The organism is Trinickia sp. (genome assembly GCF_057351765.1).
This window is the reverse complement of record NZ_JBMRBK010000018.1, coordinates 42036-58112: the sequence shown is the minus strand read 5'-3', so window position 1 is coordinate 58112 and position 16077 is coordinate 42036. Positions and strand designations below refer to the sequence as shown.

The 16077-nt window shown below is 64.5% G+C and carries 12 protein-coding genes and 1 riboswitch; of the genes, 1 reads left to right on the top strand and 11 read right to left on the bottom strand.

Annotation, left to right across the window (positions count from 1 at the left end; all coding sequences use genetic code 11):
• The 8 genes from ACO1XS_RS03425 to ACO1XS_RS03390 form a co-directional block, all read right to left on the bottom strand.
• The coding region (locus ACO1XS_RS03425; RefSeq protein ID WP_486390002.1) for an MlaA family lipoprotein at window positions 1-750 on the bottom strand (750 nt) is incomplete at its 3' end.
• A 61-nt stretch (window positions 751-811) separates the two neighbouring features.
• Complete coding sequence (gene mlaD / locus ACO1XS_RS03420) at window positions 812-1396, bottom strand: outer membrane lipid asymmetry maintenance protein MlaD (protein WP_486390001.1); 585 nt, start codon at window positions 1394-1396, stop codon at window positions 812-814.
• A gap of 59 nt (window positions 1397-1455) precedes the next feature.
• Window positions 1456-2232: a lipid asymmetry maintenance ABC transporter permease subunit MlaE gene (gene mlaE / locus ACO1XS_RS03415; protein ID WP_481580002.1), complete on the bottom strand. Its 777-nt coding sequence runs from the start codon at window positions 2230-2232 to the stop codon at window positions 1456-1458.
• Window positions 2229-3056, bottom strand: a complete 828-nt coding sequence (locus tag ACO1XS_RS03410) for an ABC transporter ATP-binding protein (RefSeq protein WP_486390000.1) — start codon at window positions 3054-3056, stop codon at window positions 2229-2231. Before ACO1XS_RS03410 ends, mlaE begins: the two co-directional genes overlap by 4 nt.
• An 89-nt stretch (window positions 3057-3145) precedes the next feature.
• A complete protein-coding gene (gene thiE, locus ACO1XS_RS03405) occupies window positions 3146-4252 on the bottom strand; it encodes a thiamine phosphate synthase (RefSeq protein WP_486389999.1) in 1107 nt (368 codons plus the stop codon).
• Between the two features lie 10 nt (window positions 4253-4262).
• Window positions 4263-5072 (bottom strand): thiazole synthase, encoded by an 810-nt coding sequence (locus ACO1XS_RS03400; protein ID WP_331568182.1) that lies wholly within the window; start codon window positions 5070-5072, stop codon window positions 4263-4265.
• Between the two features lie 45 nt (window positions 5073-5117).
• A complete protein-coding gene (gene thiS, locus ACO1XS_RS03395; protein ID WP_331568212.1) occupies window positions 5118-5315 on the bottom strand; it encodes a sulfur carrier protein ThiS in 198 nt (65 codons plus the stop codon).
• Between the two features lie 62 nt (window positions 5316-5377).
• Entirely contained in the window at window positions 5378-6535 is a 1158-nt protein-coding gene (locus ACO1XS_RS03390; protein WP_486389998.1) for an FAD-dependent oxidoreductase, read from the bottom strand.
• Window positions 6536-6669: 134 nt separating this feature from the next.
• A riboswitch (TPP riboswitch) is annotated at window positions 6670-6802 on the bottom strand.
• Window positions 6803-7157: 355 nt separating this feature from the next.
• On the opposite strand from ACO1XS_RS03390, the gene ACO1XS_RS03385 reads away from it, so the two are divergent.
• Window positions 7158-8924, top strand: a complete 1767-nt coding sequence (locus ACO1XS_RS03385; protein ID WP_440560093.1) for an ABC transporter ATP-binding protein/permease — start codon at window positions 7158-7160, stop codon at window positions 8922-8924.
• Window positions 8925-8944: 20 nt separating this feature from the next.
• Here the strand turns inward: ACO1XS_RS03385 and thpR are convergent, their stop codons facing one another.
• The 3 genes from thpR to ACO1XS_RS03370 all read right to left on the bottom strand — a co-directional run bounded on the left by thpR (window position 8945) and on the right by ACO1XS_RS03370 (window position 15825).
• Window positions 8945-9541, bottom strand: a complete 597-nt coding sequence (gene thpR / locus ACO1XS_RS03380; protein ID WP_486389997.1) for an RNA 2',3'-cyclic phosphodiesterase — start codon at window positions 9539-9541, stop codon at window positions 8945-8947.
• Window positions 9542-9573: 32 nt separating this feature from the next.
• Window positions 9574-11040 carry a glutamate synthase subunit beta gene (locus tag ACO1XS_RS03375; RefSeq protein WP_331568847.1) on the bottom strand — a complete coding sequence of 489 codons (1467 nt, stop codon included), beginning with the start codon at window positions 11038-11040 and terminating at the stop codon, window positions 9574-9576.
• 84 nt (window positions 11041-11124) lie between these two features.
• Window positions 11125-15825: a glutamate synthase-related protein gene (locus ACO1XS_RS03370; protein ID WP_486389996.1), complete on the bottom strand. Its 4701-nt coding sequence runs from the start codon at window positions 15823-15825 to the stop codon at window positions 11125-11127.
• Between the last annotated feature and the right edge of the window lie 252 nt (window positions 15826-16077).

Genomic DNA, 16077 nt, shown 5'->3' with positions numbered 1-16077 from the left:
CGCCGCGCCATCGTCGTCGTACTTCGGCAGCGACTGATCGTAGTTCGGCAGTTGGGCACCGTCGCCGTCGCCACCCGTGATCAGGAAGCGGCGCCGCTGGAGATACGCATTGCGAACGAACGAATACTTGTCGAGCGCGGCGCCCGACAGCACGTCGACCGTCGTCAGCAAGTTGGCGCGCGTATTGACGAGATTCAGTCCATACAGCGCCCAGCTCACTGAAGACGGCTGCACGTACGTCAGCGGATTGCCATAGTAATCGACGACGAGGCCCGTTGCATCGCGCACCGTGCTGGGCCCCAGCAACGGCAGGACGAGGTACGGACCCGACGGGACGCCATAATGCCCGAGCGTGATCCCGAAGTCCGCGGCATGCTTGGGCAGCTTCGCCAGCGTCGCGACATCGAACAGGCCGCCCACGCCGAACAGCGTGTTGATCGTCACACGCATGATGTCGCCGACGCCGTCCGCGATTTTCAGCTGCAGCAACTCGTTCGCGGCGATATAGACATCGCCGATGTTCGAGAAGAAGTTCGTAACACTCCTGCGCACCGGTTCCGGCACGACCTGCTGGTAGCCCTTCGCTACCGGCTTCAACGCATAGGTGTCGAGCGTATCGTTGAACTTGAACACGCCGCGATTCACGCTCTCCAGTGGGTCGCCCGGGGTGGGCGTCGGAACCGACGCACACCCGGCGAGCATCGCCACCGCTATTGCCAGCGTCACGTTTTTGGCGCGCGTGGTCTGCATTATTGTTCTCCGTGATGATCGGTCCCGGGCAGCACATTGCCGCCCGCGTCAAAGGTTCGCGTCAACCGCCCGCCCCGGACGCCGCGGCACTGGCCGGCGCCGTGGCGGATGCCGCGGGAGCTGCGGGCAAGTTGGTAGGAGCTGCAGGCGCGGCGGCCGGCGCAGGTGCCGTTTTGGCACCGCCCGCATCGGCCGCCTTGCCATAGAGAAACTGGCCGATCAGATTCTCGAGCACGAGGGCCGATTGCGTCATCGTGATCGTATCGCCGGCTTTCAGCATTTCGGTGTCGCCGCCCGGCTCCAGGCCGATGTACTGCTCTCCGAGCAGACCGGAGGTCTGAATCTTCGCCGACGTGTCCTTCGGAAACGCGAATTGCTTGTCGAGGTCGATCGTGACGAGCGCCTGATAGGTATTCGTGTCGAACCCGATCGACGTCACGCGTCCGACGACGACACCGGCGCTTTTCACCGGCGCGCGTACCTTGAGCCCGCCGATATTGTCGAACTTGAGCTTCACGGGGTACGTCGGCTGAAACGAGAGTGAGCTCATATTGCCGGCCTTCAGCGCCAGGAACAGCAGCGCGATGAAACCGAGCACCACGAACAAACCGACCCAGAAGTCGAGAACAGTCTTTTTCATCGTCATCCCAAAAGAAGCGCGCTCGCGCAGGCGCCAATCGTGCCAGCGGTGCAATTTGGACTGCGTCAGTTGAACATCAACGCCGTCAGCAGAAAATCGAGTCCGAGTACGGCGAGCGAGGCGTAGACGACTGTACGGGTGGTCGCCCGCGAGACCCCTTCGGGGGTCGCTTTTGCCTCATAGCCTTGAAACAGCGCGATGAATGTGACGGCAAAGCCGAACACCACGCTTTTGACGACGCCGTTGCCGACGTCCGCCCAGACTTGCACCCCGCCTTGCATCTGCGACCAGAAGGCGCCCGAATCGACGCCGATCATCAGCACACCTACGACATAGCCGCCGAAAATGCCGACGGCGCTGAAGATCGCGGCGAGTATCGGCATGGCGATGATGCCCGCCCACATGCGCGGCGCAACGACGTTCGCGAGTGGATCGATGGCCATCATTTCGAGCGCTGTCAGCTGCTCGCCCGCCTTCATGAGACCGATTTCCGCGGTCAGCGAGGTGCCCGCGCGGCCCGCAAACAGCAGCGCCGTCACGACGGGACCCAGTTCGCGCACCAGCGACAGCGCGACGAGCAGTCCGAGCGCCTGCTCGGAACCATAGCGATTGAGCGTGTAATAGCCCTGCAGGCCCAGCACGAAGCCGACGAAGAGCCCGGAAACCCCGATGATGACGAGCGAATAATTGCCGACGAACAGAATCTGCTTGATGACGAGGTTGGGCCGGCGCACGAGCGCGAAAAACTCGAGCACGAGGCGAACGAACATGCGAGTGGCATAACCGGCGCGCGCGATGCCCGCGAGCACCCAGTGCCCCAACGTTCCAATTGCACCAATCATGCGCGTCCTCCGCCGAGGCCAAAATCCGCATCGAGCGGCGTTTGCGTCGGATAGTGAAAGCGAAACGGGCCGTCGGGCGCACCGTCGATGAACTGCCGCACCGAGGGGTCGACCGACTCCCGCAGCTCGGCCGGCGTTCCTTGGGCAAGCACCGCGCCGTTCGACAGAAAGTAGACGTAATCGGCAATGGCGAACGATTCGGGGACATCGTGCGTCACGAGAATCGAGGTGGCACCGAGCGCCCGGTTCAACGTACGGATGAGATTGGCCGTGATGCCGAGCGAAATCGGGTCGAGGCCGGCGAACGGCTCGTCGTACATCATCAGCTCCGGATCGAGCGCGATTGCGCGCGCAAGCGCCACGCGCCGCGCCATGCCGCCCGAGATCTGCGATGGCGCGAGATCGCGCGCGCCGCGCAGGCCCACAGCGTTGAGCTTCATGAGAACCAGATCGCGAATCAACGCTTCGGGCAGATCGGTGTGCTCGCGCAACGCGAACGCGACGTTTTCGAACACCGACATATCGGTGAAAAGCGCACCGAATTGGAACAGCATGCCCATCTTGCGGCGCAAGGCGTAAAGGCCTTCCCGGCTCTCCTTGCCCATGTCCCGCCCGTGGAACAGCACCTCGCCTCGGCGAGCTCGCTCGAGCCCGCCGATCAGGCGCAGCACGGTAGTCTTGCCGCAGCCCGAGCCGCCCATGACGGCGACAACCTGCCCGCGCATGAAGCGCATGTTCAGGTTCGCAAGGACGAGACGATCCTCGTCATAGCCGAAATCGACGTTACGCAGCTCGAGAATGGGCTCAGCGGATGTAGGCGGCACGAAGCGGCGGCTCCTTTTACGCGGAAGCCGAATTATAGGGCCTCAGCGAGAACGTTGCCGTGACACCCAACTTTCCAAGTGCAAAACGCTCACCGGTCGGCAAAAATTCGCTCGAGCGCGGCCACGGCCTCGGCCAGGTCGGGCGCCCCCGTCACGGCGCTCACGACGGCCGCGCTGCCCACGCCCGTATCGAGCACGGCGGCAAGCGTGTCGCGCGTGATGCCGCCGATCGCGACGAGGGGCACCTTCGGGCCGATCACCCGCGCATAGCGCGCGAGCCGCGCGAGGCCTTGTGGCGCGCTCGCCACTGTCTTCGTCGCCGTCGGAAAAACCGCGCCGAAAGCGAGGTAGCTCGGCGCATAGTGCAGCGCCCGCAGCATCTCGTAGTAGCCGTGCGTCGACAGTCCAAGCCGCAAACCCGCGGACGCGATCGCGCCCAGCTCGGCGGTATCGAGATCCTCCTGCCCCAGATGGACGCCGTACGCCCCCGCTGCGATCGCTTCGCGCCAGTGATCGTTGATGAAAACGCGCGCGCCGTGGCGCTGCCCAGCTTCGACGCTCTTTGCGATCTCGTTGGCGAGCCGCGCCGCCGGGGCATCCTTGACCCGCAACTGGATGGTGCGTACACCGAGGGCCGCGACGCGCTCCACCCATTCGGCGCTCGGCACGACCGCATACAGGCCGAGCCGCGACGGGCAATCAGCGAAGCGCTGCGTCGGCGCGGGCGGTAGCGCGCGAACGCGCGGAAAACGGTCGAGTTGGTCGGGCCACGCATCGTCGCCGCGCGTTTCGTCGCCGTCGCGCCACGCCATGGCCAATACGAGCGCGTCGTGCGGGGCGAAGCCGCAATCGAGGAAGCTCGCGAGCGCGGCGAGCCAGTCTTCGGCGAGGGTGCCCGAGAGCGGATAGCGCGCCTCGCCCAACACTAAACAGGCGCAATCGGCCGACGTCTCGATCACCCCTGCGCCGGCAGCGAGCCACTCGGACTGGGCCGGCGCAGCGCCGCTTTCCTCCACCGCGGCGACGATCAAATCGCCCGCGCCGGGCGCATCGGGCGGCGTCAGACAGATCCGCCAGAGCGCCTCCCCACGCGGCCATTCGCCGAGGCGCGCGCGGATACGCTCGGCCGCTTCGACCAGTTCGTCGGCGGGTGGCCAGAAGATTTCACGATCCGCGAACGCAAGCGTACGGCTCATATGCGATGCCTCAGCCTTGATCCTGGTGCCAGAACGGCATGCCGACCACCGGCGTGCTCGCCTGCGCGCTATCGCGCTCGTCCATCGGACCGGCGAGATACGCGGCCCGCCCGGCCTCGGCGGCCATCGCGAATGCGCGCGCCATGACGGCCGGCTCGGTCGCCTGCGAGACAGCGGTATTGAGCAGCACACCGTCGAAGCCCCATTCCATGACCTGGCACGCGTGCGACGGCACGCCGAGTCCCGCATCGACGATGAGCGGCACGTCCCGCAGTCGCTGACGCAGCGTGCGAAGCCCATAAGGATTGACGATGCCCTTGCCGGTTCCGATCGGCGCGCCCCACGGCATCAACGCCTCGCAGCCCGCATCGATCAGACGCCGGGCGATGACCAGGTCCTCCGTGCAGTACGGCAGCACCTTGAAGCCGTCCTTCACGAGCCGGGCCGCGGCTTCGATCAGCGCCAGCGGGTCGGGCTGCAGCGTGTAGTCGTCGCCGATCACCTCGAGCTTGATCCAATCCGTTTCGAACACCTCGCGGGCCATGTGCGCAGTCGTCACGGCTTCGTCGACCGTCTGGCACCCGGCCGTATTCGGCAACAGCGGCACAGCGTGGCGTTTGAGCAAATCGAAAAAGCCGGCCTCGGCGGTCTCGGCCTGCATCTGGCGCCGCAGCGCCACGGTGACCATGCCGGGTCGCGCTGCTTCGATCGAATCGGACAGCGCGCGCAGCGACGGATAGCGCGACGTACCCAGCAGCACACGGCTGGCAAAAGCGGTGCCGTAGAGCGTGAGCGAATCGGCGGCGGAAGCGGAAATCATCGCAAGATCCTCAAGACGTAATGGATGTTAGCGGCAAAAAGGTCATCAGCCGCCCGCGACGGGATGCACGATATCGAGCTTATCGCCGGCGTTGAGCGCGCGCTCGGGATGCTGCGTGCGTGCGACGAACTGCCCGTTGAGCGCGACGGCGAACGGCGGCCGCGCGCCGAACGCGGCGAGCGCATCGGCTACGGTCGCGCCGTCGGGAAGGGAAAGAGACTTCTGATTGATCTGAATTTCCATGATTCGAACGGTCCGACGATGGAGTTGCTCGGTCTTTTCCTGTGGGGTACGCGTCATCGTGCTCATATCGCAAGCGCCGCACGCTCGCCCGCGAGATGCAGCATGGGCGCCCAGCGCGCTTCGCTGCGCCATTGCCCAAAGCCTTCCGCATCGGCGACACGGCCGCTCAGCAGCGCGGTGGCCAGTCCGGTCGCTGTACTCGCCACTTCGGGGGCAATCATGAAGCCGTGCCGGTAAAGACCGTTGACGGCGAGGGTACTCGCACCGTCCCAGACGATCGAAGGGAGGTGATCGGGCAGCGTGGGACGGCATTGCGTGTTGAGTTCCAGAATGCGCGCCTCGCCGAACGCCGGATGCACGGCAAACGCCGCGCTCAGCAGCTCGAGCGCGGAGCGCACGCTCATCGGCGAGCGGTCCTCGCCTTCGATTTCCGTGGCGCCGATCACGAACAGATCGTGTTCCTTCGGCGCAATGTAGATCGGATAGCGCGGATGAAGCATGCGAACGGGGCGCGTCAGCGCGATACCGGGCGCATGCACGCGCGCGACTTCGCCGCGAATGCCACGCAGCGAGGGCAACGCCGCCTTCGCGCCGAGCCCGCGGCAATCGATCGTGATTCGCGCGCTCGGCCGCGCCGCCTCGTCGACGGCGGTGTTCCAGTGCGCGTCCACCCCGCGCTCGTTCAGCCCCGCGGCCAGCGCGGCCAGCGTCTGGCGGTTGTCAAGCTGGCCCTCGTCGGGCAGCAGCAGCCCCTGACCAAAGCGGCCGGCCAGCGCGGGCTCGGCTGCCGCGAGCTGCGCGGCATCGAGCGTCGCAACGCGGCTGCCGCCCGGGAGCGTGCGCGGCGCGTTGGCGTGCACGCGCCGTTCGAGCAGCGCCGCTTCGGGCCGATCGTTACGGTGCCAGACCACGAGTGTGCCGTTGCGCTGGAAAAAGACCGGTGCCGGCAGCGCGGCAAGGATCCGTGGCCAGGCGTCGAGCGAGGCTTGGCCGAGCTCGACGATGAGCGGCTCGGCGCTCGCGGCCTCGGCCAGCGGCGCCAGCATGGCGGCGGCGACCCAGGCCGCCGAGGCCGTCCCCGACGCGTCGCCGCGCTCGTAGAGCGCGACGCGGTGCCCCTCGCCCGCGAGTTGCCAGGCCACTAGCCGGCCGGCGAGCCCGCCGCCGAGCACGGCGAAATCGGGGATTCCTGAAACAACGACTGAAGATTGAACGCTCATCGGATCGATCCTTTCTGTACGGCGAACTGCGCGTACCCAAGGACGAAACCGGCGGGTGAGGCCGGCCGGCGGCATCGACGCAACCGATGCTTTCGGCGGAGAAAAAGATGCCGCGACACGGCATCCCACGCTATAAGCGTGTTCCTGAAACTTCCCGCGCCGGTATTACCCGGATCGGGTGCGAAGGGTCTCTCTCAGCCTCGCCACGGAACGGTCCGAACAGCTCGAACCCTATCCACTTCCAGCGAAGCACCCCTGTTTCGTCGCGGCCATTAGACCATAAAAGCGCGAGCGGCCGCAAACGCGGCGCAATGACGCGGCGCCGCCAACGCGCCCTTTTTTGCGCTCGGACGCTGCGCGAAAGGTTGGCTCACCGCTCTCTGGCACAATGTCCGATCGCGGCACGCGGGTGACACGCTTTTGCTTTTCGCCAACCACGCGCACGGTCGGTGTCGGTGTGCGATACCAGGCATGGAACGCGCGGGCCGCCGCCATTAAGACTCGCTTAAGCGCTCCGCGCAAGAATCCGCGGTAACCGCGTACCGTGCCGCGCATCGTCGAAGCGCCCGTACGCCTGCCGTCGGCTGGCGCAACTGATTCGGAAACACCGTTCGGAAGACCTATGACTGCCTCATCTCTCAATCCCGTCCCTGCCCGCAACGGTGCGCCGCCCCAACCCTCGTCGACCTCGGCCTGGGGGCTCATCAAACCGTACTGGGTCTCGGAGGATTGGAAGGCCGCCTGGGGTTTGTTGGTGACGATCATCCTCATCAACCTGACGATCGTCGGATTCAACGTCTGGATCAACCAGTGGTACGCGAAGTTCAACAATGCGATGGTGGCGAAAGACAGCCCGCATTTTTGGCAGTTGCTGATCCAATTCACCGTTGCGGCCTTCGTGTTCATCACGTTGGCCGTCTATCGTACCTACCTGCGGCAAATGCTCGGGTTCCGTTGGCGCCAGTGGTTGACGAACCGCTATCTGAAGACTTGGCTTGGCGACCTCGCGTTCTACCGTATCGAACGCGATCGACTCGCTGACAACCCCGACCAACGGATCAGCGACGATCTGCAATCGCTCGCCACCAACACGCTCGATCTGTCGCTCGGCCTGTTATCGACAGTCGTTACGCTGGTCTCGTTCATCACCATCCTCTGGACGATCGGCGGCGCGCTGAACTTCCATTTCGCCGGCTCGGCATGGACCGTGCCTGGTTATATGGTCTGGGCGGCAGTGATCTATGCGATCGGCGGCTCGTACCTGATGCATAAGGTTGGGCATCCGCTCGTTTCGATCAATTATCAGCAGCAGCGCGTCGAAGCCGACTTCCGTTACGGACTCATTCGCGTGCGCGAGAACTCGGAGCAGATCGCGCTATACGACGGTGTTCGAACCGAAGAGGGCAACGCGCAAAACATCTTCGCGAGGATCCGCGACAACTGGTGGCGCATCATGACGTACACGCGGCGCCTCAATTTCGTCACGAATTTTTATGGGCAGGCGGCCATCATTTTTCCGTACATCGTCGCATCGCCGCGCTATTTCGCCGGTGCGTTCACGTTCGGGGTGCTGACGCAGATCGCGGACGCTTTCGGCACGGTCAGCGGCTCGCTCTCATGGTTCATCAACAATTACTCGTCGCTCGTCGAATGGCGCGCCACCGTCAACCGGTTGCGCGAATTCAGCCGCGTCGTGCAAAGCACGCATCTGCGCGAATCGGTCTCGCCCGCCACCGCACATGGCGGCATCAATCTGCACTACGTCGATGCAAGCGCGCTGAGCACGCACGATCTCGAACTTGCGCTGCCGAACGGGACGCCGCTCGCGACGATCGGCGACATCGTCATCGAGCCGGGCGCCCGCTGGCTCGTGCGCGGTGCATCGGGTTCGGGCAAGAGCACACTGTTGCGCGCCTTCGCCGGCCTGTGGCCCTTCGGCGAGGGCAGTATCGACGTACCCGTCGGCGCGCGCACGATGTTCCTGCCGCAGCAAAGCTATCTGCCCATCGGTACATTGAAAGCCGCACTCGCCTACCCCGCCGCCGCGGACACCTTCACCGAGAATGCCTGTCGCGAGGTGCTCGTCAGTTGCCGGCTCGAAGATTACATCGGGCGTCTCGGCGAATCGGCGCATTGGACGCGCGTGCTGTCTCCCGGCGAGCAGCAGCGGCTCGCAGCCGCGCGCGTGCTGCTGCACAAGCCGGACTTTCTTTTCCTCGACGAAGCGACGAGCGGACTCGATCCCGAGAACGAATCGAATGTCTACCGGCTGTTCCACGAACGCCTGCCGCAAACGGCGATCGTGAGCGTTGCGCATCGCGAGTCCATCACGGGTTTTCACGACCATACGCTTTTCATCGAACGCGCGGGCGAGCGGGCGGTGGCATGACGCGTCCGCGCCGGCCTGCCTCAATCTGAAGGCGCCGCGGGTACGTCGAGAGCGGCGAGCGGCCGATACTGCGCGCCGCTGCGCTCGAGCGTGCTCGAGTAAAGCATCAGGGTGGCGAAACGCGACGCCGGCAATGCGAGAGCGGACTGCTCCCCCGCGAGCAGGGCTTCGGGCGATACCGGCCGGCTATGGCGCGGCAAGCGCGCGAGCGTGACGTGCGGACGAAACGGGCGATGATCGTCGATGGGCAGACCGAGGCTGCGAACGAGCCCGCGTACGTTCGCCGCCAACTCGACGAGCGGCTGCGGACACTCGAACGTCAGTACCGCAAGGCGGGGATGGGCAGGATTCGGCCAATATGCGAAACGCTCGATCTTCAGCGCGGGAAGCGCGGTCACGGTCGAGGCCAGCCCCGCCGCAAGCGCAAGCCCGCGCTCGCGCGGGATGGACCCGAGAAAGGCCAGCGTCAAATGAAGCTGATCCGCCGCAACGCGGCGACCGATCATATCTTCGCCGATGCCGAATGCTTCCCACTCACTGCGCGTGGGCGCATCGGGCACGAGCGCAATGAAAGTGCGATGCCAATCCGCATCCGCGTCCTGCGGTGCAACCGGCATCGCTTCCACGCGCGGCGAATGCGCGCCGCCCGTCAGCGGGGCAGCTCGGAGCTGCCCATCAGGTAGGCGTCGACCGAGCGTGCGCATTGCCGGCCCTCGCGAATCGCCCAGACGACGAGCGACTGCCCGCGGCGCATATCGCCTGCGGCAAACACCTTGTCCGCCGACGTGTAGTAGGCTCGCTCGCCTTCCGTCGCCGCGCGCACGTTGCCGCGCGCATCCTTCTCGACGCCCAACGCTTCGAGCACGGGTGCGACGGGCTGCGTGAAGCCCATGGCCAGCAGCACGAGATCGGCCTTCAGTTCGAACTCCGAACCCGGCACTTCCTGCATCTTGCCGTCCTTCCATTCGACACGCGCCGCGATAAGCTTCTCGACCTTGCCGTTCTTGCCTTCGAGCCGCTTGGTCGCGACGGACCAGTCGCGCTCGCAACCCTCTTCGTGCGACGACGAAGACCGCAGCTTGACCGGCCAATACGGCCAGACGAGCGGCTTGTTTTCGGTTTCGGGCGGCTGCGGCAGCAGCTCGAACTGGGTCACGCTCTTCGCGCCGTGACGGTTCGAGGTGCCGACGCAGTCGGAACCCGTATCGCCGCCGCCGATCACGATGACGTGTTTGCCTTTCGCGCTGATCTGGTCCGCCACCTTGTCGCCGGCGTTGACCTTGTTCTGCTGCGGCAGAAACTCCATCGCGAAATGAACGCCGGCGAGTTCGCGCCCCGGTACCGGCAAATCGCGCGGCGTTTCGGAGCCGCCGGCCACGACGATGGCGTCGAAGCGCTCTTTCAGCTCATCGGGCGTAATCGTCTCCTTGGCCGTATTGCCGATGTGAGACGGCAACGGGTCCTTGCCGATGAAGACATTGGCGCGGAACGTCACGCCCTCGGCTTCCATCTGGCGCATGCGGCGATCGATCAGCCACTTTTCGAGCTTGAAATCGGGAATGCCATAGCGCAGCAACCCGCCGATGCGATCGTTCTTTTCGAACACCGTCACGTCGTGCCCCGCGCGGGCGAGCTGCTGCGCAGCCGCCAGGCCGGCCGGCCCGGAGCCGACCACGGCAACCTTCTTGCCGGTCTTTTTCTTCGGCGGCTGCGGCTCGACCCAACCCTCGGCCCAGGCCTTGTCGATGATCGCGTGCTCGATCGACTTGATCCCGACAGGATCCGCATTGATGCCGAGCGTGCAGGCCGCTTCGCACGGTGCCGGGCAGATGCGTCCCGTGAACTCGGGGAAGTTGTTGGTCGAATGCAGGACTTCGATCGCCTGCCGCCAGTCCTGGCGATAAACGAGATCGTTGAAGTCGGGAATGATGTTGTTCACGGGGCAGCCGTTGTTGCAAAACGGAATGCCGCAGTCCATACACCGTGCGCCCTGAATCTTCGCGTCCTCGTCGCTGAGCGCGAGCACGAACTCCTTGTAATGCTTCAAACGCGCGAGCGGCGCTTCATACGCTTCGTGGAGGCGCTGATACTCGAGAAAACCGGTTGCCTTGCCCATGGGGTCTCTTCTCTAATCTTGGTCGTCGTACTCAATTCATCGTTCGGCGGGCCTCGCAACACGCGAGGCCCAAGCCTCCGAGCCTCATGCCGCAAGCGCTTCCTTGGCGGCCTTCTTCGCACCCAGTTCGCCCAGTGCGCGCTTGTACTCGGTCGGGAAGACCTTCACGAAGTGGCGGCGCGAGGTATCCCATTCCTCGAGCAGCGACTTCGCGCGCGGCGAGCCGGTGAACTGGAAGTGGCGCTCGACGAGCCCCTTGAGCAATGCTTCGTCGGTGACGCCCGTATGCCAGAGCGCGCGATCGACGGTGCGCTCCTGCTCGGCCTGCTGCAGCACCGGCTCCAGCGCGACCATCGACTTGTTGCACTTGGCGGGGAACGTGCCGTCGGGATCGTAGACGAACGCCACGCCGCCCGACATGCCTGCCGCGAAGTTGCGGCCGGTTTCGCCCAGCACGACGACGGTTCCGCCCGTCATGTATTCGCAGCCGTGATCGCCGGTGCCCTCGACGACGGCGCTCGCCCCCGAGTTACGCACGCAAAAACGCTCGCCCGCGACGCCGCGCAGATAGGCCTCGCCCTCGATCGCACCGTACATCACGGTGTTGCCGCAGATGATGTTTTCCTCGGACTTGCCGCGGAAATCGTTCGTCGGGCGAATGATGATGCGACCGCCGGAAAGGCCCTTGCCGACATAGTCGTTGCCGTCGCCGACGAGATCCAGCGTGACGCCGCGCGCGAGGAATGCACCGAAGCTCTGACCAGCCGTGCCTTTGAGCTGGATGTGGATCGTATCGTCGGGCAGTCCGTCGTGACCGTGCTTCTTCGCGATCGTGCCCGAGAGCATCGCACCGACGCTGCGATTGACGTTGCGCACCGGCTGAATGAACGAGACGTGCTCGCCCTTGTCGATCGCGGCACGGGCCTTCTCGATCAGCGTGTGATCGAGCGCCTTCGCAAGGCCATGATCCTGCTCGTCGACATGGCGGCGCGCGATCTCCGCCGCCACGCGCGGCTGATAGAACACGTTCGAGAAATCGAGCCCCTTCGCCTTCCAGTGCTCGATGCCCTTTTTCATGTCGAGCAGGTCGGCACGGCCGATCAGGTCGTCGAACGTGCGAATGCCGAGCTGCGCCATGATTTCGCGCACCTCTTCAGCCACGAAGAAGAAGTAGTTGACGACATGCTCGGGCTGGCCCTGGAACTTCGCGCGCAGCACCGGATCCTGCGTCGCGACGCCGACCGGGCAGGTATTCAGATGGCACTTGCGCATCATGATGCAGCCCTCGACGACGAGCGGCGCCGTCGCGAAGCCGAATTCGTCGGCGCCGAGCAGCGCGCCGATCACGACGTCGCGGCCCGTCTTCATCTGGCCGTCGGCCTGCACGCGAATGCGCCCGCGCAGCCGGTTCAGCACGAGCGTCTGCTGGGTCTCGGCCAGCCCGAGTTCCCACGGCGTGCCGGCGTGCTTGACCGACGAAAGCGGCGATGCGCCCGTGCCGCCGTCATGGCCGGCGATCACGACGTGATCGGCTTTCGCCTTGGCCACACCCGCGGCGACCGTACCGACACCCACTTCCGATACGAGCTTGACCGAGATGCTCGCCGACGGGTTCGCGTTCTTCAGGTCGTGAATGAGCTGAGCCAGATCCTCGATCGAATAGATGTCATGGTGCGGCGGCGGCGAAATGAGACCCACGCCGGGCACCGAGTAACGCAGTTTGCCGATGTACTCGGAGACCTTGTGGCCGGGGAGCTGGCCGCCTTCGCCGGGCTTGGCGCCCTGCGCCATCTTGATCTGGATCTGGTCGGCCGATGCGAGATACTCCGCCGTCACGCCGAACCGGCCCGACGCGACCTGCTTGATCTTCGAGCGCAACGAGTCGCCATCCTTGAGCGGAATGTCGCGCACGACTTCCGGTCCGATCACCGAGGCGAGTGTATCGCCGTTCTTGATCGGGATGCCGCGCAGCTCGTTGCGGTAGCGGTTCTCGTCTTCGCCGCCCTCGCCCGTGTTCGACTTGCCGCCGATGCGGTTCATCGCGACCGCAAGCGTCGCATGCGCTTCCGTGCTGATCGAGCCGAGCGACATCGCACCCGTGGCGAAGCGCCTGACGATGTCCTTGGCCGATTCGACTTCGTCGATCGGAATGGCCTTCGACGGGTCGACCTTGAACTCGAACAGCCCGCGGAACGTCATGTGACGGCGCGTCTGATCGTTGATCAGATGTGCGTATTCCTTGTAGGTCTGATACGAGTTGCTGCGCGTCGAATGCTGCAGCTTCGCGATCGCATCGGGGGTCCACATGTGATCTTCGCCGCGCACGCGATAAGCATACTCGCCGCCCGCGTCGAGCATGCCCGCGAGCACCGGGTTGTCGCCGAATGCGTCGCGATGCAGGCGAATGGCTTCCTCCGCCACGTCGAAAAGCCCGATGCCGCCCACCTTCGAAGCCGTGCCCTTGAAGTATTTCTCGACGATATCGCTCGCCAGGCCGACCGCCTCGAAAATCTGCGCACCCGTGTACGACATGTAGGTCGAGATGCCCATCTTCGACATGACCTTTTGCAGGCCCTTGCCGATCGCTTTCGTGAAGTTGTAGACGGCCTTCTCGGGCGAGAGATCGCCCTTCATGCCTTGCGCCATCTGCGAGAGCGTTTCCATCGCAAGGTACGGATGGACCGCTTCGGCACCGTAGCCGGCGAGCAGCGCGAAGTGATGCACTTCACGAGCCGAACCGGTCTCGACGACGAGACCCGTGCTCGTACGCAGCCCCTGCGTCACCAGATGCGTGTGAATGGCCGCCGTCGCGAGCAGCGCCGGAATCGCGACGTTGTCATGGTCCACGCGCCGATCGGACACGATCAGCATGTTGTAGCCCGACTTGACAGCGTCGACCGCCTCGGCGCAAAGCGAGGCGAGCCGCGCCTCGATGCCTTCCTTGCCCCAGGCCACCGGATAGCAGATGTTGAGCTCGTACGAGCTGAATTTGCCGCCCGTGTACTGATCGATCGCGCGGATTTTCGCGATGTCCTTGAAGTCGAGCACGGGCTGCGACACTTCGAGGCGCATCGGCGGGTTGATGTTGTTCGTGTCGAGCAGGTTCGGCTTCGGTCCGACGAACGATACCAGCGACATGACCATGTTCTCGCGGATCGGATCGATCGGCGGGTTCGTGACCTGCGCGAAAAGCTGCTTGAAATAGTGGTAGAGCGTCTTGTTCTTGTTCGACATCACGGCGAGCGGCGAGTCGTTGCCCATCGAGCCGATCGCCTCCTCGCCCTGCTGCGCCATGGGCGCCATCAGGAACTTGACGTCTTCCTGCGTATAGCCGAACGCCTGCTGGCGATCGAGCAGGGCCGCGGCCTCGCGGCGTTCCGTCGCCACATCCTCGGGCTTCGGCTCGATCTCGTCGAGCTTGATGCGCACCGCGTCGATCCAGCTCTTGTAGGGCTTGGCGTTGGCGAGGTTGTCCTTGAGTTCCTTGTCGCCGATGATGCGGCCATGTTCCATGTCGATGAGGAACATCTTGCCCGGCTGAAGGCGCCACTTCTTGACGATCTTCGATTCGGGAATCGGCAACACGCCCGACTCCGACGCCATGATGACGAGGTCGTCCTCCGTGATGATGTAGCGCGCCGGACGCAAGCCGTTACGGTCGAGCGTCGCGCCGATCTGCCGCCCATCGGTGAATGCGATCGCCGCCGGACCGTCCCACGGCTCCATCATCGCCGCGTGGTACTCGTAGAATGCGCGCCGGTTCTCGTCCATCAGCGTGTGCTGTTCCCACGCTTCCGGAATCATCATCATCATGGCGTGCACGAGCGGATAGCCCGCCATCACGAGCAGTTCGAGACAGTTGTCGAAAGACGCCGTGTCGGACTGGCCCGGATAGATCAGCGGCCAGAGCTTCGGCAGGTCGTCGCCGAGCACGGCGCTCGCAATCGCGCCGGTGCGCGCATTGAGCCAGTTGACGTTGCCCTTGACCGTGTTGATCTCGCCGTTGTGCGCGATCATCCGGTACGGGTGGGCAAGCTCCCACGCCGGGAACGTGTTCGTGGAGAAACGCTGGTGCACGAGCGCAAGGGCCGAGACGACCCGCTCGTCCTGAAGGTCGCGGTAGTAGACGCCGACCTGGCCCGCGAGCAGCAAGCCCTTGTAGACGACCGTGCGCGCCGACATCGACGGCACGAAGTATTCCTTGCCGTGCTTGAGCTTGAGCGCCTGGATACGGTGGCTCGCCGTTTTCCGAATGATGTAGAGCTTACGTTCGAGCGCATCGGTCACCATGATGTCGCGACCACGCCCGATGAAGATCTGGCGGATGACGGGCTCCGTCGCCTTGACGGTCGGCGAGATCGGCATTGCGTGATCGACCGGCACGTCGCGCCAGCCGAGCACCACCTGCCCCTCGGCCTTGACCGTGCGCTCGAGCTCCTGCTCGCAAGCGAGCCGCGAGGCGTGCTCCTTGGGCAAAAAGATCATGCCAACGCCATACTCGCCCGCCGGCGGCAACGTCACGCCCTGGCGAGCCATTTCCTCGCGATAAAAGGCGTCCGGCACCTGGATCAGAATGCCGGCGCCGTCGCCCATCAGCGCGTCGGCACCGACCGCGCCCCGATGATCGAGATTCTCGAGGATCTTGAGCCCTTGCTGAATGATCTCGTGGCTCTTCCGACCCTTGATATGGGCGACAAAACCGACGCCGCAGGCATCGTGTTCGTTGCGCGGATCGTACAGACCCTGCGCGGCGGGGACCGAAAGAATCGGTTGCTGATCGTTCATGGGGACACCGTCTATTGGGGGCCGGGCTTGGCCGTTCGCATAAGGGCTTCTCTCGGTTCTGGCGGCACGCGCACTGGGCGCCGCCGACGGGCATGCTGCCCTGAACCGCCGGAAATCGGAATATACGCGACGAATCAAAGGAATAGCAACAAAAATCGCTTGATATGGAACTAATTTGTGCGGCGCACTCGGTTGGTGCCTTTTTATTGGTTCCATATCAAATCAGTGCAAAAGAAAACGGCATCTCTCCTG